The organism is Ottowia thiooxydans DSM 14619 (genome assembly GCF_000422885.1).
Classification (GTDB): Bacteria; Pseudomonadota; Gammaproteobacteria; order Burkholderiales; family Burkholderiaceae_C; genus Ottowia; species Ottowia thiooxydans.
In genome coordinates, this window is sequence record NZ_AUGX01000029.1 from 1 (window position 1) to 24518 (window position 24518).

Here is a 24518-nt window from a genome sequence, read left to right on the forward strand (position 1 = left end):
CACAACTTGGGCCTGCTGAAGCTCGGCAAACACACGATCGAGCACGCCACTCTTGGACCAGCGACTCATGCGCGTGTAGATGGTGTGCCAGTTGCCCAAGCGCGCGGGCAGGCCACGCCATTTGCACCCGTGCTCAGCAACATAAAGAATCGCATTCAACACGTCCAAATTCGAGACACCTACATTGCCGCGCTGTACAGGAAGGCAGTGCTCGATCTGGGCAAACTGGGCTGGTGTGATTTCCATGGATGAAGTATCTCTGGCCACCCAGGGGTAACTCAATTAGTGTTAACACGCCCTAGCTTGATGTGTCCACCATGTCTCCGAACATGTGTCCACCATGTCCCCGGTCTATACACACGGCCTCAAGGGGTGGGGAGCCTCGCTCGGGCCATTGCTGCGCTCGGCCTTCGAATAGTTAGGCTTTCCCCGTTCGGGAAAGATCAATTCAAGACATTGAAGGGCATGGTTCTCAGAACGGTCTCACGATCTCCTGAAGCGGCAAAAAGACCCTGAAAAAGTTCAGAAATCACTCCACGCAAAACCTACACTGCCTGGTGCCAAGTCTCGTTTCCGGACTAAAAAGCGCTAGACTTCACCTGATCAACACGATAGCCAATGCTGCTCGTTTTCATTGAGTAGCGGTAGCCAGTACAGCAAGGGCCGTTCCCGGCCTTTCACCCTGCTTTAAGGAAGCAAGATGAGCTCGACTCAATGGCTATTTCGTGGCGCACGCATGCGTGCACTTTCCCTGGCAATGCTCTTTGGCGCTTCGGCAGTTTCCGCCGCTGAAGCCTTTCCCTCCAAATCAATCACGATCATCGTGAACGGCGGCGCTGGCAGCTTGCCGGACAACTTTGCGCGCCCACTGGCAGATCGCTTGCGGCAAGCGCTGGGGCAATCGGTGGTGGTGGACAACAAGCCTGGTGCGGGAGGCATGGTCGCGCTGCAGACACTCAAGGCCAGCCCTGCGGATGGCCATACGCTGGCCATCATCACCAATGCGCACGCGGTGTGGAATCCCTTCGTGTTTCCCAAGCTCACGTACGACCCGCAGGCTGACTTATTACCGGTTAGCCCGCTTGCCATCATCCCCATGGCCTTGGCTGTGAACCCCAAAATTCCAGCGCAATCACTTGAGCAATTGGTGGCCCTGGCCAAAAGCCAACCGGGGAAGCTGAACTACGCGTCTTCGTCCAACGGCAGCCCACCGCATGTACTGTTCGAGATGTTCAAGGAGCAATCGGGCACCAAGATTGAACACATCCCCTTCAAGACTGGGCCCGATGCGCTGACATCCGTGACGGCAGGCGATACCCAGATCTACCTGGCTGGCACCTCACTGGTGGAGCCCATGGTCAAGGATGGCCGTTTGCGCGTGCTGGCGGTCAGCCCCAGTGTGAAAAGCCCTACATTCGCCGGTATTCCTAGCTTTGCCGACAAAGGCTACAAAGGCTTTGAGGGTGCGGTATGGCTGGGGGTAGTCACCAACACTGGCGTTCCTGCGGCAGTGGTAGAACGTCTCAACCGGGAAATTGGTCTTGTGCTGCAAGATCCGGCCGTGCAGAAGGTCATAGAGGCTCAAGGGTCACTGCCCTACCACGCCTCGCCGGCCGCGTTCGCCCAGCGCATTGCCCAAGACCGCGCGCTATGGACACCCATCTTGAAGAACCTTGACCTCAAGCCCAACTGAAATTGAACTTGGGGCGTGCCTGCGATCTCTGCGCGAATAGATCAAAGACACGCTTCAGAACCTGACCGGAACCCACGCGGATTTTTACAAACAACATGAAACTGATTGACGACATCGTGAGCCAAGCCGCGTACCTGCGGACCGTGAGACGTGACATCCACGCCCATCCTGAACTGGCTTTTGAGGAAACACGCACCTCTGACCTGGTGGCGGATCTGCTGACAAAATGGGGTATTCCCATTCACCGCGGCATGGGCAAGACTGGCGTGGTGGGCATCCTGCGGCAAGGCAGCTCTTCACGGGCTATTGGTTTACGGGCCGACATGGATGCGCTGCCCATGCAGGAGTCCAATCAATTCGAGCATGCCAGCCAACACCCTGGCAAGATGCACGCCTGCGGCCACGATGGCCACACCACCATGCTGCTGGGCGCAGCCCAATACCTTGCGCAGCACCGTGACTTCGATGGCACGATCTACTTGATCTTCCAACCCGCTGAGGAACACGGTGGCGGAGCGCGCGAAATGATGCGTGATGGCCTGTTCGAACGCTTCCCCATGGACGCGGTGTTCGGCATGCACAACATGCCTGGCATTCCCGTGGGCACGATCGCGGTTTCACCGGGCCCGGTGCTGGCCTCCAACAACGAGTTCAAGATCATCGTCCGTGGCAAGGGCGGGCATGCGGCCATGCCACAACTTTCGGTGGACCCGATCGCCGTCGCCAGCCAGATCCTGCCCGCGCTTCAGACCATCGTCACGCGCAGCAAAAAACCTCTGGAAACTGCCGTGATCTCCATCACCATGATTCACGCGGGTGAGGTGCCTAACGTGATTCCAGATACCTGCGAAATTCAGGGTTCCGTGCGGGCGTACACCGCAGAGACCTTGGACCTGATCGAGCGCCGCATGCGCGAGATTGCAGAACATGCGGGCGCCATGTTTGGCGCGGTGTGCGAATTCGAGTTCAAGCGTAACTACCCCTCCACCATCAACCACGAGGCCGAGACTGCCTTCGCGCGAGAGGTGCTCTCAGAGATGTTGCCTCCCTCCCAGGTGATTACACAAACACCGATCATGGCGGCAGAGGATTTTTCCTTCATGCTGGAAGCCGTGCCCGGTTGCTATGCGTTCATTGGCAATGGCGAAGGAGACCACCGCGATCCTGGCCACGGAGCGGGGCCATGTGTGGTGCACAACACCAGCTACGACTTCAATGACGATCTGCTCCCCCTTGGAGCAAGCTTCTTCGTCCAGCTTGCGCGGCGCTGGTTGGCAAAGCAATAAGCTCTCGAAACGCCCGCCGCAAGTGCGGGCGTGCCTCTAATCAAGGCGTTGCTGTAGCGCAGGAGCGATGAGTGCGGTTGCTTGCTCTCCTGTCATCTCCGCGTGCAACAAGGGGACTTCCAGCGTATCTACTCGCGCCGCATACTGCTGCCATCCATTGGCCTGTAGCTGCGGTTTGTTCGCGTGATCCCGTGCCGCACGTACGTGCGTGATGGTGCCGCCAAAATATTTGTGGTGATGCTGCCGAATCAAACGGTTGGTGTCTGTCACGACGCGCACTACGCCTTGCAGCGCTTTTTCGGGCAGATGACCCAAAGCCGTATCCCCCTCTCGCAGGAAATCAATCACAGCTTCACGCGTGGTGAGTTCGGGATGACCTTCCGGATCATGCCCGGCCACAGCCAACAAAGCGCGCAGAGCCTGGATTGGGGTTGGTTCAGGTTCGGCTCGCCAAACATCGGCGGGATAGGCATCCAAGAGCGCCACCACACCCACCTCGCGGCCACGCGCCTCTAACTCCACGGCCATCGCCTGGGCAATGATTCCACCGACGGACCAACCGAGTAGGTGAACCGGGCCACGAGGCTGCAAGCTGAGTACTCGCGACACATACTGCTGCGCGAGCTCCTCAATGCTGAGAGGCAGTGGCGCATCAGGTTCCAGCGCCGGCGATTGCAGGCCATACACGCTCCGTGTGGGCCCCTGTGCCGGTTGCGCAATCGCGCGCGCCAGCAAGCGGTACCCCCACGAAATACCTCCAGCAGGATGCACGGCGAACACGAGAGGCTGCGCGGGGTCTCCTGCAGCGAGTTGGATCAGCGGAGCGAGTCCGCTGTCAAAGCGCACTTCCTCGGCGTCAATGGCGGAAGCGAGCGCGCCCAAGGTGGGGTTGGCGAAAAGCGAGCCCAAACCCGGATTGCGCTGCCAACGGTCTTGCATTTGAGCAAGCAGTTGTACTGCGAGGAGAGAGTCCCCGCCCAGGCTAAAGAAGTCTGAATCGGTGCTGAGCCTGCTGCCAGGCTTGAGCTGAAGCAGTTGGGCAAACATCTCGGCCAAAGCTACTTCAGTTGCCGTTCGGGGAAGTTGACCAACTGCCAAATCAACATCCGGCATGGGCAACCGGGTACGGTCGAGCTTGCCGTTGCTGGTTACAGGCCAATCGGCGAGTTCGACAAAAGCACCAGGCACCATGTAGTCTGGTACCTGGGCGGCCACATGGGAGCGAAGAGCATTGACCTCATAAGCCCGGCCAGATTGCACATAGGCTACGAGCCGTTTATCTCCCGGACGGTCCTCGCGAACCACCACGCCTGATCGCACAACGCCATCAAACGAAGCGATGGCAGCTTCGATGTCGCCGAGCTCAATGCGCAAGCCGCGTAGCTTGATCTGATGGTCATTACGGCCGAGGAAGATCGCCGCACCATCCTCGCGCCACCGCGCAAGATCACCGGTTTTATAGATGCGCTCGCCCGCACGATACGGGTCAGGAAGAAAGCGCTCACGAGTCAAGTCGTCACGGCCCAGGTAGCCTCGTGCTAGTTGCACGCCCCCCAGATAGAGATCACCGGCCACGCCGGGCGGAAGCGCTTGCATCTTCCCGTCCAGCACGTATAAGCGGGTATTCCATACCGGAAACCCGATTGGAACCGGTAGCGAATGGTCCTCTACATCAGCCGGCCAGTAGCTCACGTCCACCGCAGCTTCTGTGGGCCCGTAAAGGTTATGCAACTCGCTCGTCAAGGTGGCATGCAGCCGCTCGCGAAGCGTGGCGGGTAGCTCCTCTCCGCTGCAGAAAATGCGTCGCAAGCTAAGGCCACGTGACCCGGGGTGAGCCAGGAACGCAGCCAACATCGAAGGCACGAAGTGGCAGGTGCCAATATGGCGCTGCCGAATAATGGAGGCCAGCCAAGCTGGATCACGATGGGCCTCGGGGGGCGCAATGACAAGCGTGCAACCGGTGATGAGCGGAAGGAAAAACTCCCAAACCGAAACATCGAAGGTGGCCGGAGTTTTCTGGAGGATGCGGTCACTCTCATTGAAGCCGTAGTGCTGGCGCATCCATTCCAGCCGGTTCACGATGGCACGATGCTCTATGACCACGCCCTTGGGCTCACCGGTGGAGCCAGAGGTATAGATAACGTATGCAGCGTCTTGAGGAGTGGGTGGCGCCGGGAGCACGAGCGATACCCCAGGTCCCGAATCAACAGGCCACTGTGAGGGGTCAAGCCTGGGCAGGTCAGCGTGCAGAGAGCTGGCATCCACCTCTCGCACCAAGGCACAGGCTGGCTGAGCCAGCGCCACCACACGAGCTAAACGCTCTGGTGGGTGCTCAAGATCGAGCGGGAGATAAGCCGCGCCGGACCGCAACACCGCGACCAGCGCGATGAGCAGCTCCAACGAGCGCGGCAGAGCTACCGCAACGAGACTCTCGCGGCCGATCCCCTTGGAGTGCAAGGCAATGGCCAGTGCACGCGTACGTGCTTCCAGATCGCCATAGGTAAGTTGAGCCCCTTCATATTCAAGCGCAAGCGCTTGCGGCGTGCTGGCCATGCGCTCCTCGATCAAGGCCGCGAGCGTAGTCTCTGGCACAGCATGATCGGTCGCATTGACGTCGAACAGGTAACGGCTGGCTTCGGCCGGACTGGCCAGCGGAATATCTCCCACCGTGCGCGCGGAAAATGCAGCATCCAGGAAGGCCAGCAAGCGCTCCTGGTGAGCCTGCACAGCAGCCGCGCTGTATAGGTCGGGATTGGCTTCGATCTCCAGATCCAGTCGACGAATGCCGTCTCCGCGAAAGCCAATGGTGATGTCGTCAATAGGCCCGGTACCAAGGATTTCAAGCTCGGAACTCAAGCCCGAAAACTCCAGTGGCCGGTAGAACGGCTGCACGTTGATAAGCGGGCCGTGAAGCCGGCGTTGCCCGCCCAGCAAGCCCAGATCTCTGCGCAGTTGCTCGCTGCGGTATCGACCATGGCGACGTGCGCGTGCCTGCTGGTCTGCCATGGTCTGCACAAGCTCCGCCAGTGGACTCTCCAGCGGCGCGGCCACTCGGAGTGGCAGTACATTCATGATGCTGGCTGTGGCGCGCGCGCTGGCACTGCCCATCCTGCCCATGTAGGGAACGCCCACCACGGTCTCGGCAGCCCCGGACATGCGTTGGATATAGATGGCTGTCAACGCCGTAAGCACATCCGGCCAAGGCAACTTGAGTGTTTGCGCAAAAGCCAGCAGGCGAGCAGTTTGAGCAGGCTCCAATGCCACCGTCAGGCGGTGGCAAGCCGACGCACTGATCGCTCGCCCCGATGACATGCTCGCAACCTCTGGAAGATCTGCGAAGGCCCCGCGCCAGAATGCTGCATCCGCCGTGCGACGCTCGCTGCCCTGGTATGTGAAGTCTTCCTCCACCACGCCTTGAAAGCGGTTCAAGGGAGCGCGCTCTGTTGCTGCGGCTACTCGGCCAGCATACAACTCACTCACGCGAGCACCCCATAGCGCCATGCCATAGCCATCGTTGGCCAGATGGTGCGCGCGCTGATACCAGACATGGCTACCTGGCTCCAGAATGAAAAGGCATTGCCGGGAAAGTGGCGACTTCGCGGGGTCGATCGGAGTCTGCATATCCCGCAGGAACATCTCTCTCGCCTGCGCCACGGCATCTGAGGATTGGCTGAGATCAATCCGCTCCAGGCAGGGCATATGCGATGGATCCAGCCATTGGCGTGGGCCATATGGGCCATCGCGTAGCGCGAGGCGAAGCGACTGCGCTTCACCTGCGGCTTGCTGTGCGGCTGCAGTGAATGCGGCTTCGTTCAGCTCACCGCGAATCCATAGTGCATGCCCGGTGTTAAAGCTCGGGTTCGCAGGCGCCAGGCGCTGCGCATACCAAAGGCCCAATTGGGCTTCAGTGAGCGGCCAGTCTATGCAGGCATCAGAGCCTGAGATCGGGCTGGTGTCGGCATCGGAACTGACAGAGATAGTAACCGGTGAGACCGATACGCTCATCACGCCTGACCCTGGTGCTTCCGGATCACGCTCCACCACCCGCCCAAGGTGGTGTGTTCACCCAGCTCAAAAATATCTACTTGCAGCCCCGCCTGCGTCCATTCGGCCACCAGCCCGAGCAGGCGCATGGAATCCAGGCCAAGGTCCATCAGGTTTTCATCCAGTCCGATCTCGTCTGGCGGTTCGCCGACCAGGCGCGCGATGTCGCCTCGGATACGCTCTAAAGTGAATTCTGTTGTCTTGGGGGCTGGCGAGGTCGTCATGGCACTCAGGTATTTGAAGGGGATGCGGGCGAAGCGCTTTGGCCGCCCAGGAACTCGCCGCGCAAACGTGCGCGCAGTTCTTTGCGGCTGGTCTTGCCAACCGCTGTATTTTCGAAAGCGTCTACGAAAACGATTTGGTCAGGGACCTTGAATGCAGCCAATCCTCGCTCGCGCATCCAGGCTTTGAGAGCAGGTGCGCGAGGTTTCTCACCGCGCACGATGATGAATGCGCAAATGCGTTCGCCCAGGTATTCGTCGGGAATGGAGACCACAGCGGCATCGAACACCTGCGGGTGGGCCAGGAGGTGGTCTTCCACTTCCTCGGCAGATATTTTTTCGCCTGCTCGGTTGATGTGGTCATTGGCGCGGCCTTGTACAGTCAGGTAGCCATTGGCGGAGCGTTGCACTACATCGCCGGTGCGGTAAAAACCATCTTCCGTAAAAGCCCGGGCATTGGCGGCATCGTCATTGTGGTAGCCCCTGATGGTGTACGGACCGCGTGTCAGCAGATAGCCGCTCTGGCCAATGGGCACTGCCTGCCCTTGATCATCGACCACCAGCACTTCATCATCCGCACTGATGGGTCGTCCCTGCGTATTCAGAATGGTGTTTTCATCGTCATCGAGTCGGGTGTAGTTGACCAAGCCCTCGGCCATACCAAAGACCTGCTGCAGTTGGCACTTGAAACCCGCGATCACGCGTCGCGCCGCTTCTGGTGTGAGCTTGGCTCCCCCCACCTGAACCACCCGAAGGCTGGAAAGATCGGCCCGCGTCTGCTGGGCAGACTGCGCCCACAAAAGGGCCAAAGGAGGCACCAAACCAAGATCGGTCACGCGCTCCCGCTCGATCAGCGCGAACGCATCTTCCGGCGCTGTAGAGCGCGAAAGCACGACCGTACCCCCTGCATAGAGCGTACCCAGGGCTCCGGGTGAACTCATAGGGAAATTGTGGGCTGCCGGCAAGGCCACCAGGTAGCGGCTGTCTTGCGTGATGCGGCAGATTTCATTGCTTGCACGAAAGCTGTAGATATAGTCGTCGTGCGTGCGGGGAATCAGCTTGGATAGCCCGGTGCTGCCCCCAGAGATCTGCAGGAACGCCACTGATTGCGGATCAGGGTCTGTGGCGGGAAGCCGCGCGGGATCTGGCGTAAAGCTCTCAAGTGGCGTGAATTCAGCAGCATCGCCAGAGATCACAACGTGCCTCACTCCGGGTTCCCGGGCCTGCAGCTCCCGCGCCAACACGCGATAGTCAAATCCGCCGTACTGTTGCTGCGCTATGTAGGCGCAAGCTTGGGCCTTGTGCACAAAGTGGCTGATCTCGGTGATGCGGTGGGCTGGCAATGCATACACGGGAATCATGCCCGCCAGGAACAGCCCAAAAGCTACGCTATAAAACTCCGCCACATTTCCAATCTGAAGGACCACTCGATCGCCCGGGTGCAACCCCATAGCGAGCAAGCCAGCCGCAATGGTTTGCGCGCGCTCGCCCAACTGCGCGTAGGTCCACCGTTGCTCATGGTCGACGATGGCGGTGCGCTCAGGAAAGCGCCCCACCCTTTCGCGCAGAAACCCTGGGAACGTCTCACCGCGCCAGTACCCGGCTCTGCGATAGCGTTGAACGAAGTCCTCAGGCCAGGTTTGGCGAAGGACAATAAGCGGCTCTGACATGGTCCAGTTCAATGGGAATTCATGGGAAATCTGCAGGGATTTCCGGGTTGAGGTGCAAGATAAATGGGAAGGTAAGGTGCGTACTCAATCGTCTTTACCCACCGGGTTGGTAATGGCGCTCCCCCGGCCAACGGCAGTGCCCAAGCTCAGAGCAAGCAATCCTCCAGCCACCACCAGGTAAGGCAGTGCAGGCGAAAAGCGATACAGCAATGTGCCGGCCAACGGGCCCACCACCATGCCAAAACCCTGCGCGGCCGCGAGCGTACCGGCCGCCGCGCCTTGCTCATGGGATTGAACGGCATTGGCGGCCATAGCTTGGAATGTGGGGAAAATCATTCCCATGCCAAACGCACCCACTCCGTAAGAAAGGAGAAGCGTGGTCGCAGAATTCGTCAGAGTGACACTGGAAAAACCAATCCCGGAAATCAACGCACCCACCCAGATCCAACGCCGCGGAGGCACGCTTTTCATCCGCATCACGAACTGCTGAGAAAAAATGAGCGAAACACCTACGACGGTGAGCGAGAGGCCCGCTACTCGTGCGCCCGCCGGTTCGCTAAGGCCAAGGCGGTCGATTGCAAAAAATCCAACCAATACTTGTGCAATGGCCACGGAGCCCATCGCCGTGAATGCGGTCAGGATGATGTGGCGCAGACGGGGATCCAGCCAACTCAACTCAGCGCGAGGGCGCTCGCCGGTGTTAGCCACAGCATGCTCTTGACGTGGCAACCAGAATACGATGACTAAGAAGCTCAAGACCGGCAACAGGGCCGCGGCATAGAGCGCGCCACCCAGGCTCACGGTAGCCAACCACCCCGCAGCAGCAGGACCGGCCACCATGCCGACAGCATTCGCAGTGCCCAGCTTGGCCATCACAGTGGCTCGGTCTTTCGGCAAAGTGTTGTCCGCAATGGCTGCCGCCGTAGTGGGCGGCACAGCAGCATAAAAGGCACCAATCAATGCACGAGACACTATCAGCAACAGGGCAACGGCTGTAACCCCCGCGTAGCCACGCAGCGCCAGGTCAACGCCTACCGCCAGGCCCATATAGACGAGCGCAAACACGGCCACCCCTATGAGCATCACTCGCCTGCGGCCATGGCGATCGCTGGTGCGGCCCCACCAGCGGGCCATCAGCATCCAGAAAACCCCACCCACTGTGAGCGACAGCCCCGCAATCCACTCTGGCAACCCGAGCCTGCGCACGATGGGCCCAATGACGGCCACATAAGACATCATTGCCATAGTTCCGGTGAGTGCAGTGAACAGCAGCGGAAACAGCCGAAAAGGCGTGGGTGCAGGCGTATGCGATGAAGTCATTGCGCTCGTAGAACAGGAAGCTGGCAACTCGTCAGATTAGAGGTCACCTGCGGCTCAACGAGCCGCAAATTCCAGCGTTGGTGGAATGGACGCTGGACGCATGGGGCCATGGCTCACACCAGGAAACGGCTTCCAGATCACGGCCAAGCCTTGACGCAGCGCCTGGCGCTCTCCAAGCTTTGGCGCAGCGTCAGGCGGTACCGAACGGCGCCGCTCGCGTGCCGCCAGGACCATGGCCGGGTCCAACCCTGGGCGCAAGGCGCGCGTCTCGTTCTGCACTTCCAGACCGGCGCTGCCAGCCATGAGCAGCAAATCAGTGGTTCGGCCCGCAGGAAGTGGCCGGGCCTTGGCTTCAACGTTCAAGATAAATCCCTCGTGCCACCAGAGTGATGAATCGGCGGCCGCATAGCGCGGGAACAAACTGGGGCGTGTGAAAAGCGTATACAGCGTCAACAGGCCACCATAGGAGTGACCCCATAGCGTGGTTCGCGACGGGTCGCTCGGCACGCGGCGCCGAATCTCCGGCAGCATTTGTTGTTCAAGCAGGTCGAGGAAAATGTCCGCCCCGCCCCCCAGGCGTTTGCGGGCTTCGTCATCCCAGGTGGGGTTCTCGCCTGGCACAGGTGGCGTGTAATCAAAAGAGCGTGCCGCTACGTCCACGCCCAGATTGGTTTCGTAGCCCAGGGCGGCGATGGCCACAGGGCGGCTGCTATCTGCCATCTGCTTCAACTGTTCAGCGGTCAGAGAAGCAAAGGAAGCGTTGCCATCCAGCATCAACAGCAGTGGATAGCCTGCAGCAGGTGGCGGCGCTTTGGGGACAGCCAGTTGCACGCGGTAATGTCGCTTGCCATCGACGGAGTCCAGGCTGAACTGCTCGAACCGATAGTAAGGAGAGCTTGCTTGCGCAACCGTAGACCCCACGGGCCGATTCAGAGAGTACGTCGACAGATCCAGATTCGTAGGCGGGATGGGTTGCTCAGAAGGTGCGGCAGTCATCGTATTCGTGCTGCTGGCGCAGCCTTGCAAAAGCGCGCTGCTGGCCAGCGCAAGCAGCACATATCGGCGGGGCAGTCGGAGAGAGTGACTCATGGATCTGTTGTGACGATCAAAGGGATTGAGCGGGTCGGATGTTCAATAACAGCGACTGGTTGCCCATACACGAAATGGATGCGCTCGCCCGTTAGAACTTCACGTGGCGTGCCATCGGCCACCACCTTGCCGCGGCTCAGCATGACGATCCTGTCTGCGTAGGCCGCCGCTAGGTTGAGATCGTGCAGCACCGCGATCACACAATGCCCCTCTCGAGAGAGGCTTCGCATACTGCGCAGCAGAGACTCCTGATGCTTGAGATCCAGGGCCGCTGTAGGCTCATCCAGCAGGATCAAGGGTGTTTGCTGCGAAAGCACGCGCGCAAAGGCCGTGCGAGCAGACTCCCCGCCCGACAGCGATTGCACATCACGCTGTGCCAGGTGCGTGACATCAGCAACCTCCATCGCTGCATCGACGATGTGCAGGTCTCGCACCGGATCAGGTGGATGCGGTAGCCGCCCCATCGCCACCACTTCGTTCACGGAAAAAGCAAAACGCACCGCGTGGTCTTGCGGCATGACCGAACGTTCACGTGCAAGCTCGCGCACACGCCAACGACCAATGGGCTTGCCGTGCACCTCTACGCTGCCATGGGTAGGTACATGGTCGCCAGCGGCCAAGGCGAGCAAGGTCGACTTCCCTGCACCGTTAGGGCCAAGCAGCACGGTGAGCGTGCCAGGAAAAAATTCAAGCGACACGCCTTCAACCAAGGCCTGCCCATCGATCGCGAAGCCCGCATCGCGCAAAGACAGAATAGCTTGGGCAGAATTCGTATTCATCTCGCGCCCCCCGGCCGCTGATGTAACACCAGCCAAAGGAAAAACGGTGCGCCGATGGCCGCAGAAAACAGGCCAAGCGGAATTTCCGATGGCGGATCCAGAGTCCGCGCGGCAGTATCGGCCACCACAATCAGCGCGGCGCCCGTCAGCGCCGAAAGAGGCAACAACCAACGGTGCCCGGGACCAGCCAACAACCGCACCACATGGGGCACGACCAGGCCAACAAATCCGATGGTGCCCGCGAATGCCACTCCGGCACCCACTAAAAGAGCAGAACACGTGACCAGCATCACACGTGCACGCCGAACGTCCAGGCCAATGTGCTGAGCCTGGCGTTCGCCAAGCGCCAGCATGTCCAGCGGCTTGCCCAGCATCAGCATACCCACCACGCCTATCGTGAACACCGGAAGCGCTGCACCCAGATCAGCCCAATCGGCCGATCCTAGCGAGCCCATTTGCCAAAACACCAGTGATTGCAGTTGCGCGGCGTTAGCGCGGTAAGTGAGAAATCCAATCGCTGCCGAACATGCCGCGCCGATAGCAATACCCACCAAAAGCAAGGTGACGGTACCACTCCCACGTCCGGGACGGGCCAACAGGTAAATCAGCGTGGTGGAGAGCATGCCACCAACAAACGCCGCCACAGGCACGGTCCACTCCCCGAAAGCAGTCGCGCCCATCACAATGGCGCCCACTGCTCCCAGGGCTGCCCCTTGGCTCACTCCCACCACACCAGGATCCGCCAAGGGGTTTCCAAAGAGACCTTGCAGGCCTGCGCCTGCCAATGCCAAAGCCGCCCCCACCAAAGCCCCCATGAGGGCGCGCGGGATGCGCAGATTCCAGATCACGGCCATGTCGCGGACTTTCAGTCCTTCCGTATCAGCCAAGCCGAAGCGAGCCAGCACGATGCGCAAAACATCCTCTGGCGCAACCTTAAGCGGCCCGATGCCAAAAGAAAGCACCATGGCCATCAGCAACAGGGCCGCCAGCAACAGAAAAAGCAAAAACCCACTGGGCCGGCGGACTCCAGAGCGGGTGGTAGCAAAGGCAGAACTCACTTTGAGGTGAACGCCTTGAGCGCCTTGGTCAGCGCGAGGGCGCCCGCGCCGGAATGTACGCCCACGATCTTGAGCTGCTCATCAGGCATGACCCATATCTGATTTTTTTGCCCAGCGGGGGTTTGCTTCAGCGCAGGGTAGCTTCGCCATATTCCGGCATCACCACCAAAGAGCTCCAGATCACTGCGCGTAAGCAAGACAATCTCCGGCGCCGCAGCAACCATGCCTTCGTTGCTCAGTGCGGTGTAGTCACCCGTCTTGGCGTCATCGCCAATGTTGGTGCCTCCGGCCAATCTGATGAGATTGGCCGCGGCAGTATCTTTGCCTCCTACAGTCGGCCGTCCGCCACCACCAGTGGCTGAAATGTGAATGACGCGGGCGCGGCGCGGCAGCTCACGGGCTATTGCCGCAGCCTCCCGGTACTGCCGCTCCAGATCGCGCGCGAGCGTCTCCCCTTCGGTCTTCAGGCCAAAGGCATTCGCGGTTTTTCGAATCTTCTGCGGCGCGGGCTGCAGATCGTCAATCACGATGGCAGGCAAGCCCGTCTGACGAAGCGTTTCGGACAGCTTCGCATGCCGGCGCAGGCTGTTACCAATGAACAGGGTGCCATCGAGGCTCAACACGCCCTCCGCGCCCGTAGTGCGATTGAACAGGAAATGATGAGGTGCCTTGCGGCCGGCGGCCGTAACCGAGCTTTCAGGCGCGGCAAACACGCGGCTGCCAAGCCCCAGTGCCTCCATGATTCCAATGACATCATCGCCGCCCACGATGACACGCGCGGCATCTGTAATGCGTACAGTCGCGCCATCATCGGAGGTCACTGAGCTAGGTAGTCGAGGGGTTCCTGCGCTCGCTTTCAAGCTCTGAGCCTCGCCAACGGCCAACCAGCCGGCGGGCAACGGTTGAGCTACGGAAACGAAAGGAAATGCCAGCGCGGCGGAAACAGCCAAAGCAACCGTGACACCGGCGAGCGTTGCGAGGCGGGTCTTTTGAGACATATCGATGGGAAGTGGCTAGTTTTTATAAGAACAATGTATCTGGGTGCCCTGGGTTCTCTCGGAGATGCAGGGGGTGAACTGCTCATGGGCACTCCAGCTCACAACACGCAATCTGAACAAATAGACGGTTCGGGCCTGAGTGCCCTGCCCCACGGCGCCTTAGACGCATAGCAATGCTCCAAGTCCCGTGCGGCCAGGCACCGGTTTTTCGATGGCGGGAATCAGCGCAGTTTGATGTAGGAAATGCGGTCGCCTTGCGGGTCATCGGTGCCACGGGCCTTGTTCACCGAGAAGATACCGCCCTTGCCGTCCGCAGTGGTGTGATTGGGGAAAGAGCCTCCAGCCAGATTGGCCACGATCTTTCCATTGAGGTCCACTACCGTGACGGTGTCAGAGGCGCGATTGGATACATACGCCAGGCTTCGCACCGGTTCAAACGAGACATTCAGCGGGCCAGCGCCCACCTTCACATCGTGCAGCACCTTGCCACTGGCGGCATCGACGATAAGCAAATTGTCTGAGCCTTGCGAGGCCACCAGCAGGCGGTTAGTCTTGGCGTCATACGCAACCCCAGACGCTAACCGAGCGCCTTCAAGAGCGATCACCTTCTCAACCTGATCAGTGCGGGTGTTAATGATCGCGGCCTCGTTGGTAGACATGCTTACCGTGAAGAGGCGGTGATTGGCCGCATCCAGCTCCAGGCTCATAGGCGAAAACTTGCGGTCGCCTGGCCCCTTGACGGTGGTCTGCAAAGGAATCTTCTTGATGACCGCGAGTGTCTTGGTGTCGAACACCACCATCTCAGCTTGCCCGACCGGCGTTGCATACGCCTTGCCAAGAACCGAATCGACGATGACATCACGCGCATGCGGCACCACGCCCGCGTCGAATTGCTTGATCAGTTTCAGATCAGCCTGGCTATAGACTGCCACCGTGTCCTGACGCGTGTTGGTAACCCAAACCGTACCGTTAACGTCGTCAACCGCCACGCCGTAGACGGCGAATCGACTGACTCCTGCCCCCGCATTCCCAGCAGCAGGAGCAGCCGGTGGTGGAACCAGGCCCGCTTGAACGCGCGCCTCAATGGCCAAGGTCTGTGGATTGATCTTCACTAGTTCTGTCTGGCTGACGGGCGGGCGCCCTACTGCAGACGTCACAAATACGCGGTCGTTCTTGGTGCTATAGGCCGCCTGATAGAGACCCGGTACGAGCTTTTGCGCCTTGATATCGAAGCGCTCCTGGCCGGCCAAGGGCAGATTGGGAGACACCTTGAGCGGAAGCACCACGGCCGCAGCCGGCTTGACTGCGTTTACCGTGAGTGAATGATTACCCGTCTCGGCCCCTTGCGGCACCTTGAACTCAGCTCGGAACTTGCCATCAGCGCCGACCACGGCTGGCGCCCGGTTGAGAGCGCTGCCACCGTAATAGATGGTCACTTCCTGGCCCGGCTTGAAGTCCTGACCGCCCACCTTCACGCTGCTCCCGGGCATAACCACAGGCGTTTCTATCAGATTGACGCGCCCTTTGAAGTTCGCATCAGGCGCTTCAAAGCTGGGGGAGGCACACGCAGCCAAGGCCAGAGCCAGCGATACCGCTGCAATAGGCTTGATCATGGCGATGGAAGGTTTGGTCATGAATTTCCTTTGACTTCTATTCAAACAGCATGAAAGGCCACACACCGTTCGCGATGGATGGCCAGCTTCTAACCTCCGATGTTAAATGATAATTATTATCAATTGGATAAAACCCTCCCTCGAACTCCCCCAAAGGCGAGGGGAAGACCCGCGATAGTCTTTGATGCGTACCTGGGAGCACGCGATCCCAGTCGAGCCACTGTCACTCCGGGGTACCGACCAATCAATGCAATTGGTTTCAGGCAGAAAAAAACCCCAAGCCTGGACCGAAGTCCAGGCTTGGGGTTAGATCAACGCGAGCAGCGAAGCTTTTCGCGTTAGAGCATCAGCCCATATGCAGGCCGCCGTTGCAGGAGAAATCCGCACCGGTGGTAAAGCCTGAATCTTCGCCTGCCAACCAAGCGACGATAGAGCCGATTTCTTCCGGTGCGCCCAGGCGCTTGACCGGAATGGTGGCCACAATTTTCTCCAGCACATCTGGGCGAATGGCCTTAACCATGTCGGTCCCGATGTAGCCAGGGCTCACGGTATTCACCGTAACGCCTTTATTGGCCATTTCCTGCGCCAGAGCCATGGTGAACCCGTGCATGCCAGCCTTGGCTGCAGAGTAGTTCGTCTGGCCAGATTGGCCCTTTTCGCCGTTCACAGAGCTGATCTGGATGATGCGACCCCATCCGCCCTCTACCATGTCAGGCACCACTTGCTTGGTGACGTTGAACATGGAGTTCAGATTGGTGTCGATCACCGCGTCCCAGTCTTCGCGAGTCATTTTCAGGAACATGCGGTCACGGGTAATGCCCGCGTTGTTCACCAGTACCTCGATGGGGCCATGTTCGGCCTTGGCTTTGGTGAACGCATCCGCGGTGGATTGCCAGTCACTCACATTGCCTACGCTTGCGTGGAAGTCATAACCCAGGGCCTTTTGCTCATCGAGCCACTTCTTGAAATCGCGCGTAGGGCCGCAGCCCGCGATGACGGTCATGCCTTCCTTATGCAAGCGCTGGCAGATTGCGGTTCCGATGCCACCCATACCACCCGTCACGTATGCAACTCTTTTACCCATTACTTGTCTCCTCATTCAAAAAAAAAAGTTAATCAATTTCATAGACGTTCACTGCGAGCCGCCATTAAGGCCAAGCTCGCAGTAAGCGGCTTCCACGCAGTTGCCTAGTCGATTCTTATCTTTCCAGTGCCAGCGCCACACCCATGCCGCCGCCAATGCACAGCCCAGCCACGCCTTTTTTGGCACCGCTGCGCTGCATTTCGTGCAGCAAGGTCACGAGAATGCGGCAACCGCTCGCACCAATGGGGTGCCCGATTGCTATCGCGCCGCCGTTGACGTTCACCTTCGCTGGATCCACGCCCAGCAATTTGTTCACAGCACAAGCTTGCGCGGCGAAGGCTTCATTGAGTTCGAACAAATCGACATCGCCCACATTCCAGCCTGCACGGAGCAGCGCTTTCTGAGTGGCGCCGACAGGACCTAGGCCCATGGTGGCGGGGTCGAGGCCCACCGTGGCGTAGCTGGCAATGCGGGCCAGAGGCGTCAGCCCCAAGGCTGCAGCTCTTTTGGCCGTCATCACGACCACGGCAGCGCCGCCGTCGTTGATGCCGCTGGCGTTACCTGCGGTCACCGTGCCGGCTTTATCAAAGGCTGGGCGCAAACCAGCCAGTGCTTCGGCACTGGTCTTGGTATTGATGTATTCGTCGGTTTCGAACACTACCGGGTCACCCTTGCGTTGAGGGATGCTTACCGGAGTGATCTCATCCTTGAACTTGCCTGCGGCCTGCGCTGCGGCAGCTTTTTTCTGGCTGCCGAGGGCGAGTTCATCTTGCTGGTCGCGAGTGATCCCTTCCTGCTTCGCAACGTTTTCTGCGGTAATACCCATGTGATACTGGTTGTACACATCCCATAGGCCATCGACGATCATGGAGTCGATCATCTTCCAGTCGCCCATGCGCTGGCCATCGCGGCTGCCGAGCAGAACGTGAGGGCTCGCACTCATGTTCTCCTGACCTCCAGCGACCACGATCTCGCTATCGCCCGTGGCCACAGCCTGGTGCGCCAGCATCACCGCCTTCAGGCCTGATCCGCACACCGCGTTAATGGTCAGCCCTGGAGTTGCTTTCGCAATACCAGCTTTGATCAGCGCCTGGCGCGCAGGGTTCTGGCCACTACCTGCAGCCAACACCTGACCCATGATGACCTCGCCCACTTGATCGAGGCCCAATTTGGCGCGCTCGAGTGCAGCCTTGATAGCAATGCTGCCCAGTTCGGTAGCAGATACCTTGGCCAGCGAGCCACCAAATTTACCCACGCCAGTACGCGCAGCCGAAACAATGACAATATCTTCCACTTCGATCTCTCCTTTTTTAAATCAGATACGGCACTAGGCCCTTGCCTTCACATAACGCCCCGGGGCTGGTTCACTGGCCTTGTATTTGCCAGCTTTTCCATAAGCCTTGGGGGCAATGATCTGTTTGCCGCCATGGCCTTTGATCCAGGCAGCCCAATCCGTCCACCAACTGCCTGGCACTTCCTCTGCCCCGGCAATCCATTCATCTGCGGTTTTTGGAAACTTCCCATCATTGCGCACCCAGTGGCTGCGCTTCTTGGCCGCCGGTGGGTTGATGACGCCCGCAATGTGCCCGGAAGCCCCCATCATGAAACGCTTCTTGCCCGGCAGTACTTGAGTGGACGCGTAGGCTCCCCCAATAGGAACAATGTGGTCCTCGCGTGAGCCGTAGATGTAGAACGGCATATCCAGCTTGCCGAGATCAACTTTTTCACCCGCGACCGTGCACTTTCCAGGCTTGACGATATTGTTTTCCAGGTACGTATTGCGTAAATACCATGCGTAGAACGGACCGGGCAGATTGGTCGAATCGCTGTTCCAGTAGAGCAAGTCAAACGGCGGAGGTGTTTCGCCCTTCAGATAATTGCCAACCACATAATTCCACACCAAATCATTGGGGCGCAGGAAGCTGAAGGTAGAAGCAAGATCCTGTCCTTTGAGCAGGCCGCCTTTGCCCATTTGCATCTCACGGTACTTGACCATCTCTTCATCAATGAAGACATCGAGGATGCCGGTGTCGGAGAAGTCGACCAGAGTCGTCAGCAAGGTAGCAGAGGCCACGGGTTTCTCGCCGCGTGCGGCGAGCACCGCCAAGGCACTCGTCAGAATGGTGCCTCCCACGCAAAAACCAAGCGCGTTAATCTGAGGAGCTCCGGTGATGTCCTGCACCGTGTGAATGGCCTTGATGGCAGCATCTTCGATGTAGTTATCCCAGGTTTTCTCCGCCAGCGACTGATCAGGGTTGCGCCAACTCACGACGAAAGTCCGGTGCCCTTGACTCACGGCATAGCGGATCAGCGAGTTCTCGGGCTGCAAGTCAAGAATGTAGAACTTGTTGATGCAAGGAGGAACCAGCAAGAACGGGCGCTCATACACCTTGGCCGTGAGAGGTTTGTATTCGATGAGCTGGAAAAACTCATTTTCGAACACAACGGCTCCCTCGGAGGTGGCCACATTGCGGCCGACCTCGAACAGGCTTTCATCTGTCATGGACATGTGGCCCTGCTGCATGTCGTTCAACATGTTCTTCAGGCCCATGGCCAGGCTTTCGCCCTTGGTCTCGACCGCCTTTTGCTGTGCTTCGGCGTTGAGGGCCAGGTAGTTGCTAGGCGCAGAAGCGGCCATCCATTGCTCTACAGCAAAGCGCAACCGGTTCTTGGTCTTGGCGTCACCATCAGCGGCCTCGGCCATCGCCATGAGTGTGCGGGCGTTGAGCAAGTAAACGGCCGCTGTGAATGACGCTAGCGGATTGTTACTCCAGGCTTCCGCTTTGAAGCGCCGGTCTTTCAGCGGCTGGCTGGATTGCAAGGTTTGGTTCCACAGCTGGGCGGCCTCCTTGAGATACTCCGCTTGCAACTGCTGCAACTTTTCAGGCGGAAATTTGAGAGCTTGTGCCTCGCTCGCTGGAGCATGTGATGCCAGGTTACCGACATCGATGTTCTGGAAGGCCTTGAAGGCTTTGAGCCAACCTTCAGTAAAACCCTGCCCAAGCGATTGGGTCATGGCAGATGGAAAAGCATCGGCCAACCCAGGCCACAAACCGGCGGCGGGGTTTTGATTCATCGGGTTTTTCTCCTTGATGCATGAAGTAATTCGACCCAAGTTTCCGTCGCGCACGTGACTCAGGCCTGACAGCATCAATATACGCTGAGAATGACAGGTCAACGGACTGCCCCCCTCTCAGGACATACCACTAGAACATTTACATCAAGGAACACTCACCCATGCTCCGGGTGGCGCTAAGGCGAGGTGAAAATTCACCTGCGCGCGTCAACTTCTCGAGTGGGAATGCCGCTTCCGTCTTGGTCGGCCAGCCCCACCAGTAACGCTCGACCATCGGGTAACACGCGAAATTCACCAAATCGCGCCTGCTCAAAACGAGCTCCCTGGCCTTCTGCGAAGAAGTAAGCGTCCGTTACAAGCACCCATTGTCCTTTGAGTTGCCGCAGCGGCAGCTTCACTTCGCCCTCGCCTAAAGTCTCGTTTTGACTGCCCACACGAAGCAGTTCAGCTTCGCCGCTCGCATCCAGGCGAGCAATCCCAACGGCGCGCTTGGACAATTGAGCGGCGGTGGACTCATTCAGCTCGCTCAGCATCTTTGAGGGGATTGAAAAACGCAGGTGCATGTAATCGCCCTGCATGAGCGAACGAGGATCCACAGGAATCAGTGGTACCAGGATGCGTTGCCCGTTGGCGATGACTTTTTCCTTGCGCCAGACATCCATATTCGCAAGTCCGAGAACAATCAATCCACCCAGGACAATCCAGCCGATACGACCTTTCTTCGCCGGCTCCACCGCTGGCGTGGATAGCGTGCGCATAGGCGAGCGCAATACCCATACGCCCAAGGCCAGGACTGCGCCTATCAATACCAACCCCAAGCCCTTGGTGGCCAAAGGCCAAGCCAGGCTGTAATAAAAATGCCCCAACAGGGCCAGTGCCACCACAGCGCACGCCACCAGCAAACGCCAGCGCGCACTGGCCGCCGCCATAGCGGCAATGAGCGCCACAATGCCCAACGCAGGACTGAACCAGCTTGCCGCAGCCAACACCGCGCAGGCCAGACCCAACAGCAGCAAGCTGCGATTGGCCCCCGTTACTTCCGGACCACGTGGCTTCGACCATCTCCGAATCAGGGCCACGCCGCTGCAAAGCACGACGATCACAGCACACCACTGGGATAGGGAGTAAATCCACCCTCCAGGATAGCCTTCATGGCCTTCAAAAAGAAAGCCGAGCGGCAGTGAAGGCCAGGCGTTAAGAAACAGTGCATTCGCTAATAGGCCTACGGCAAATCCATCTGCCAATGCGGCGAAGCGCGCTGCGCTGGGCCGCCCCAACCAACGCTCTTCGCACCAGCACCACCAGACCCAACCCGACGCCACCAGCAACAGCCCGAGTGGCCACAACACCGAAAGCAATTCATGGCGAACTCCCATCAGCCCAAGGCCGAGTGCCAGCACAGCCAACATGCTTGGAACCAACGCAAAACCTATGAGCCGATTGACCCATGGTGCGCGCACCAGGCAAGCGCTGAGCATCAATGTAGAGGTTAAAAAAACGCTCGCAGCCAACGTTGCCCCGTCAATCCCGTTGGTGTCATCCATCCAACGGACCAGCACGAGAGTCGTCCCAAGCCCCAAAATCTCCAGCGCAAGGCAAATTGGAAAGATGTGAACCGTGCGACGCAGTGTCCACAGCGCCGCCACCATACCTATGGCTCCCACCGCATACCCAGCGGCCGTCTGGAGAATGACTTCTCCAATGCCGAGCCAAAGAAAAGCCAACAGCGGCACGCTGCACATCAAAGCACCTAGAAGCACCAGCGCAGCCAGCAGCGGCGAGGGCTCCGCATGCCCGTTGTCGGGGGTCCATGTTGGTGGCAACCATCCTTGCGTGCGGGCCTTGTTCAGCCATGAAACAGACGCGTTCATTCAGCATCTCCCCGGCCCCAGGTCTGCTGCTGACGCAACAGCCAGGTTGCACTTCCGCCCAGACAAATCAGCCCCAACACACCTAGCGTCAAGAGCGTCATGACATGTTCATCGTTGTTCAGCAAAAAGCGTGCAGCCAATGACATCACCAACACATTGGCCGCCAACACTGCCAACGACAAACAAGGCAAATCACGCCAGCGGCTTTGCCAGTTCATCCATAACATACCCATCACCAGGACAGCAGCCACTGGCCATGCGACAGACATCGTGTCGGAATAGAACAGGCTCGCTATCCCAAGCCCCGTCCAGGCACCCAGTGCCAACCCCACGGACAGCCGATGCGACCAGCGGCCAAGTCCACCGGGCAAGCGCAGCCAGCGCACATGAGCTACAGCCAATGGCACCAACCCGAGTACCAACCAGGCCAGAAACGTCAAGGCGAGCGCAACCCTGTGCGGCTCGGTCAACGAAAACCACCTCATCATCCCGAGCGGGCCGGTAGAAAGACTGAGCGCCAACGCGGCAATGCCAACCCACGGTGTCCACAGCAGATCGCTGCGCGCGCCGAGAACCCAAGGCAACGAAAGCACAGCCCACGCGGCAAACAGCTGCCAGGAGTCAGCGCCGGTTTGATAGGTTTGGCCGATAAGCGCCAACAAGCCCCCCAGCACCAGCAATGAAGCAAGCAGACTGGCTTCGCGAACTCGTGGCACGAAGCAGGCAACGACAAGCGTCATCAGCAAGCTGCCTTCAATCAGCGCAAGCCGCGCACCTCGCGAGAGGTCCTGCCAGTTAGCCGCTATCCAGAAGATCAGCCCCGAGCCACCCAACAACGCAGCAGCAATCAGCATGCCGCGTTGCAATGCTCGCGCCAGAGAGTCTGGGTCAGGGGGCTCCGTGGCCCAACCGTAAAGAAGCGTGCGCCATTCGGCGTTGGCTGCGCCGGTGGTGTGAATGTGTTCCGACGCCCGGTAAAGCTGTGTATTCATCATTGACTCCAGAGAGCTCAAATGCTTTCGGGTTATCCCTTACGACACTGGACAAGCATGTGGATAACCCTGGGCAAACGCTGTATGCCATATCCAAGTGCTTGATTTGTAAGAGACTCTTTTGCGTTGATTAATTTTTAAGCAAAGCCCCATTTCAGACGCCAGAAATGGACGGGAGCCCGCCGTCAAGACAAAGTAGCGCCAAAGAATTGATCATCTAAATCCTCCAGATGCAAGCTGCCATGCGTCCCGTCCCGCCAGAGACCGGCTGATCGCGGCGATACGAAAAGAAGCGGCTCGACTCCTCGACCGTGCACCAGTGGCTGGAACCATTGTTGCCATAGATACGTGCCACCCCGTTCGCCTCCAGCCGGCGGCGCGCCAGAGCGGGGAGATCGGCCAGATATTTGCCAGTCTTCGAGGCGACAAAACAGGCACTCGCGCCCGGGTCACTATCGACAAATACCTGCCGCACCTCCGCTCCAACCTCGAAGGAAGCTGGGCCGATGCAGGGGCCTAGCCAGGCCATCAGTTCAATCGATTCGTGCGGACCCCGGTCAGCCGTGAGGGTGCGCGTAGCCAACGCCCTGAGAGCGCTCGCGGTGTGTTCCAGCACGCCGGCCGCCAACCCACGCCAGCCGGCATGCGCGGCACCCACCACCGATCCCGCAGTATCGGTGAACAACACCGGAAGGCAATCTGCCACCATGACGGTGCAGGACACGCCGCGATGCGCGCTAACAGCACCATCGGCGATCGTTCCATCAGGTGTGCCGGCATCTATGGAGGCCACAGCCACACCGTGCACCTGATTCAAGAATATGGGCTGTGCCTTCAATATCTGCCGTAGCGCGGCTCGATTGGCAGCCACATGCCCGGCATCATCACCCACGTGATCACCAAGATTGAACCGGTTCCAAGGTGGGCTCGATGCGCCCTCCTCCATCTGCGCGCCTGAACGAGTGGTGAACACCGCTCGCACACCAGAAGGCGCTGGCCAATCGGGAACGATCCAATCTGAATTCGCAAACATCAAGCTTCGTAATCCGGACAGGCCGAGGGCTCCGCTTTCTGGAACGCTTCCAGCTTCATGCAGGTCTCAAACACTTTCATAGTACGAGGCAAGCCGGTGAGATCGCAATCAAAACGCTGGGCGTTGAAAATTTGCGGCACCAGGCAGCAGTCCACCAGTGAGGGAGATTCGCCATGGCTGTAGGTTGAAGCAGGCGCTTCAGCCAGATGGGCCTCAAAAGACTCCAGCCCCACGCGAACCCAATGCTTGTACCAGCCATTCTTGGCATCGTCGCTCACCGCCAAATCATGCACGAGGTACTTTAGAACGCGCAGATTATTGAGGGGATGAATTTCACACGCAATAATTTGCGAAAGCGCCCGAACACGCGCCCGGCCAAGCGAATCAGCTGGCAATAGAGCAGGTTCGGGATGCGTTTCATCGAGGTACTCGATGATGGCCATCGATTGGGTCAGCCGGCGACCATTGTCCGTCTCGAACAAGGGCACAAACTTCTCCGATGTCAACGCCGCAAACTCCGCCTTCTTCTGCTCCCCTTTACCAAGGTGAACGGGCACGTACTCATACGCTAGACCCTTCAGATTGAGTGCGATACGCACACGAAACGAGGCGGAAGAACGAAAGTAGCTGTAGAGTTTCATGGTCCGAAGGATACAACGCCTCCAGGCGCACAAAAACCACCAATACGGGA

The 24518-nt window shown here is 59.0% G+C and carries 19 protein-coding genes; 2 read left to right on the top strand and 17 right to left on the bottom strand.

Going from position 1 to position 24518, the window contains the following annotated elements:
- Window positions 1–246: transposase (locus tag G518_RS0119850; RefSeq protein WP_028604094.1), on the bottom strand; the 246-nt coding region annotated here is incomplete at its 3' end.
- A gap of 454 nt (window positions 247–700) precedes the next feature.
- Here G518_RS0119850 and G518_RS0119855 point away from each other — a divergent pair.
- Together G518_RS0119855 and G518_RS0119865 are read left to right on the top strand one after the other, a co-directional pair.
- Window positions 701–1693, top strand: coding sequence for a Bug family tripartite tricarboxylate transporter substrate binding protein (locus G518_RS0119855; RefSeq protein WP_245598048.1), 993 nt, complete (start codon window positions 701–703; stop codon window positions 1691–1693).
- A 95-nt stretch (window positions 1694–1788) separates the two neighbouring features.
- Entirely contained in the window at window positions 1789–2979 is a 1191-nt protein-coding gene (locus G518_RS0119865) for a M20 aminoacylase family protein (RefSeq protein WP_028604035.1), read from the top strand.
- 36 nt (window positions 2980–3015) lie between these two features.
- Here G518_RS0119865 and G518_RS0119870 read toward each other — a convergent pair whose 3' ends face one another.
- The 16 genes from G518_RS0119870 to maiA all read right to left on the bottom strand — a co-directional run bounded on the left by G518_RS0119870 (window position 3016) and on the right by maiA (window position 24468).
- The gene (locus G518_RS0119870) at window positions 3016–6984 is read right to left on the bottom strand and encodes a non-ribosomal peptide synthetase (protein ID WP_084652018.1); all 3969 of its coding nucleotides are present in this window, start codon (window positions 6982–6984) and stop codon (window positions 3016–3018) included.
- Window positions 6984–7247 carry a phosphopantetheine-binding protein gene (locus G518_RS0119875; protein ID WP_036595390.1) on the bottom strand — a complete coding sequence of 88 codons (264 nt, stop codon included), beginning with the start codon at window positions 7245–7247 and terminating at the stop codon, window positions 6984–6986. Before G518_RS0119875 ends, G518_RS0119870 begins: the two co-directional genes overlap by 1 nt.
- Before the next feature lie 5 nt (window positions 7248–7252).
- On the bottom strand, window positions 7253–8914 hold the full coding sequence (locus G518_RS0119880; protein ID WP_028604038.1) for a (2,3-dihydroxybenzoyl)adenylate synthase: 1662 nt from the start codon (window positions 8912–8914) through the stop codon (window positions 7253–7255).
- Window positions 8915–8998: 84 nt separating this feature from the next.
- Window positions 8999–10234 (bottom strand): MFS transporter, encoded by a 1236-nt coding sequence (locus G518_RS0119885; protein ID WP_028604039.1) that lies wholly within the window; start codon window positions 10232–10234, stop codon window positions 8999–9001.
- A 54-nt stretch (window positions 10235–10288) separates the two neighbouring features.
- Window positions 10289–11323, bottom strand: coding sequence for an alpha/beta hydrolase (locus G518_RS0119890; RefSeq protein ID WP_156909475.1), 1035 nt, complete (start codon window positions 11321–11323; stop codon window positions 10289–10291).
- The gene (locus G518_RS0119895) at window positions 11320–12102 is read right to left on the bottom strand and encodes a heme ABC transporter ATP-binding protein (protein WP_084652020.1); all 783 of its coding nucleotides are present in this window, start codon (window positions 12100–12102) and stop codon (window positions 11320–11322) included. The genes G518_RS0119890 and G518_RS0119895 overlap by 4 nt, the downstream gene beginning before the upstream one ends.
- Window positions 12099–13160 carry a FecCD family ABC transporter permease gene (locus G518_RS0119900; protein WP_036595392.1) on the bottom strand — a complete coding sequence of 354 codons (1062 nt, stop codon included), beginning with the start codon at window positions 13158–13160 and terminating at the stop codon, window positions 12099–12101. Before G518_RS0119900 ends, G518_RS0119895 begins: the two co-directional genes overlap by 4 nt.
- Window positions 13157–14158 carry a heme/hemin ABC transporter substrate-binding protein gene (locus G518_RS0119905; protein WP_036595394.1) on the bottom strand — a complete coding sequence of 334 codons (1002 nt, stop codon included), beginning with the start codon at window positions 14156–14158 and terminating at the stop codon, window positions 13157–13159. The genes G518_RS0119900 and G518_RS0119905 overlap by 4 nt, the downstream gene beginning before the upstream one ends.
- 221 nt (window positions 14159–14379) lie before the next feature.
- Window positions 14380–15792, bottom strand: coding sequence for a YncE family protein (locus tag G518_RS0119910; protein ID WP_211231748.1), 1413 nt, complete (start codon window positions 15790–15792; stop codon window positions 14380–14382).
- Window positions 15793–16117: 325 nt separating this feature from the next.
- Window positions 16118–16855 (bottom strand): acetoacetyl-CoA reductase, encoded by a 738-nt coding sequence (gene phbB, locus G518_RS0119915; RefSeq protein ID WP_028604045.1) that lies wholly within the window; start codon window positions 16853–16855, stop codon window positions 16118–16120.
- A 115-nt stretch (window positions 16856–16970) separates the two neighbouring features.
- Window positions 16971–18149, bottom strand: a complete 1179-nt coding sequence (locus tag G518_RS0119920; RefSeq protein WP_028604046.1) for an acetyl-CoA C-acetyltransferase — start codon at window positions 18147–18149, stop codon at window positions 16971–16973.
- Between the two features lie 33 nt (window positions 18150–18182).
- Window positions 18183–19871: a PHA/PHB synthase family protein gene (locus tag G518_RS0119925; protein WP_028604047.1), complete on the bottom strand. Its 1689-nt coding sequence runs from the start codon at window positions 19869–19871 to the stop codon at window positions 18183–18185.
- Between the two features lie 254 nt (window positions 19872–20125).
- Window positions 20126–21802, bottom strand: coding sequence for a GDYXXLXY domain-containing protein (locus G518_RS38665; protein WP_051237089.1), 1677 nt, complete (start codon window positions 21800–21802; stop codon window positions 20126–20128).
- On the bottom strand, window positions 21799–22794 hold the full coding sequence (locus G518_RS38670) for a DUF2157 domain-containing protein (protein ID WP_051237091.1): 996 nt from the start codon (window positions 22792–22794) through the stop codon (window positions 21799–21801). The genes G518_RS38665 and G518_RS38670 overlap by 4 nt, the downstream gene beginning before the upstream one ends.
- Before the next feature lie 217 nt (window positions 22795–23011).
- A complete protein-coding gene (gene pgeF / locus G518_RS0119940) occupies window positions 23012–23827 on the bottom strand; it encodes a peptidoglycan editing factor PgeF (RefSeq protein WP_036595395.1) in 816 nt (271 codons plus the stop codon).
- Window positions 23827–24468: a maleylacetoacetate isomerase gene (gene maiA, locus G518_RS0119945; protein WP_028604049.1), complete on the bottom strand. Its 642-nt coding sequence runs from the start codon at window positions 24466–24468 to the stop codon at window positions 23827–23829. The genes pgeF and maiA overlap by 1 nt, the downstream gene beginning before the upstream one ends.
- Window positions 24469–24518 lie beyond the last annotated feature (50 nt).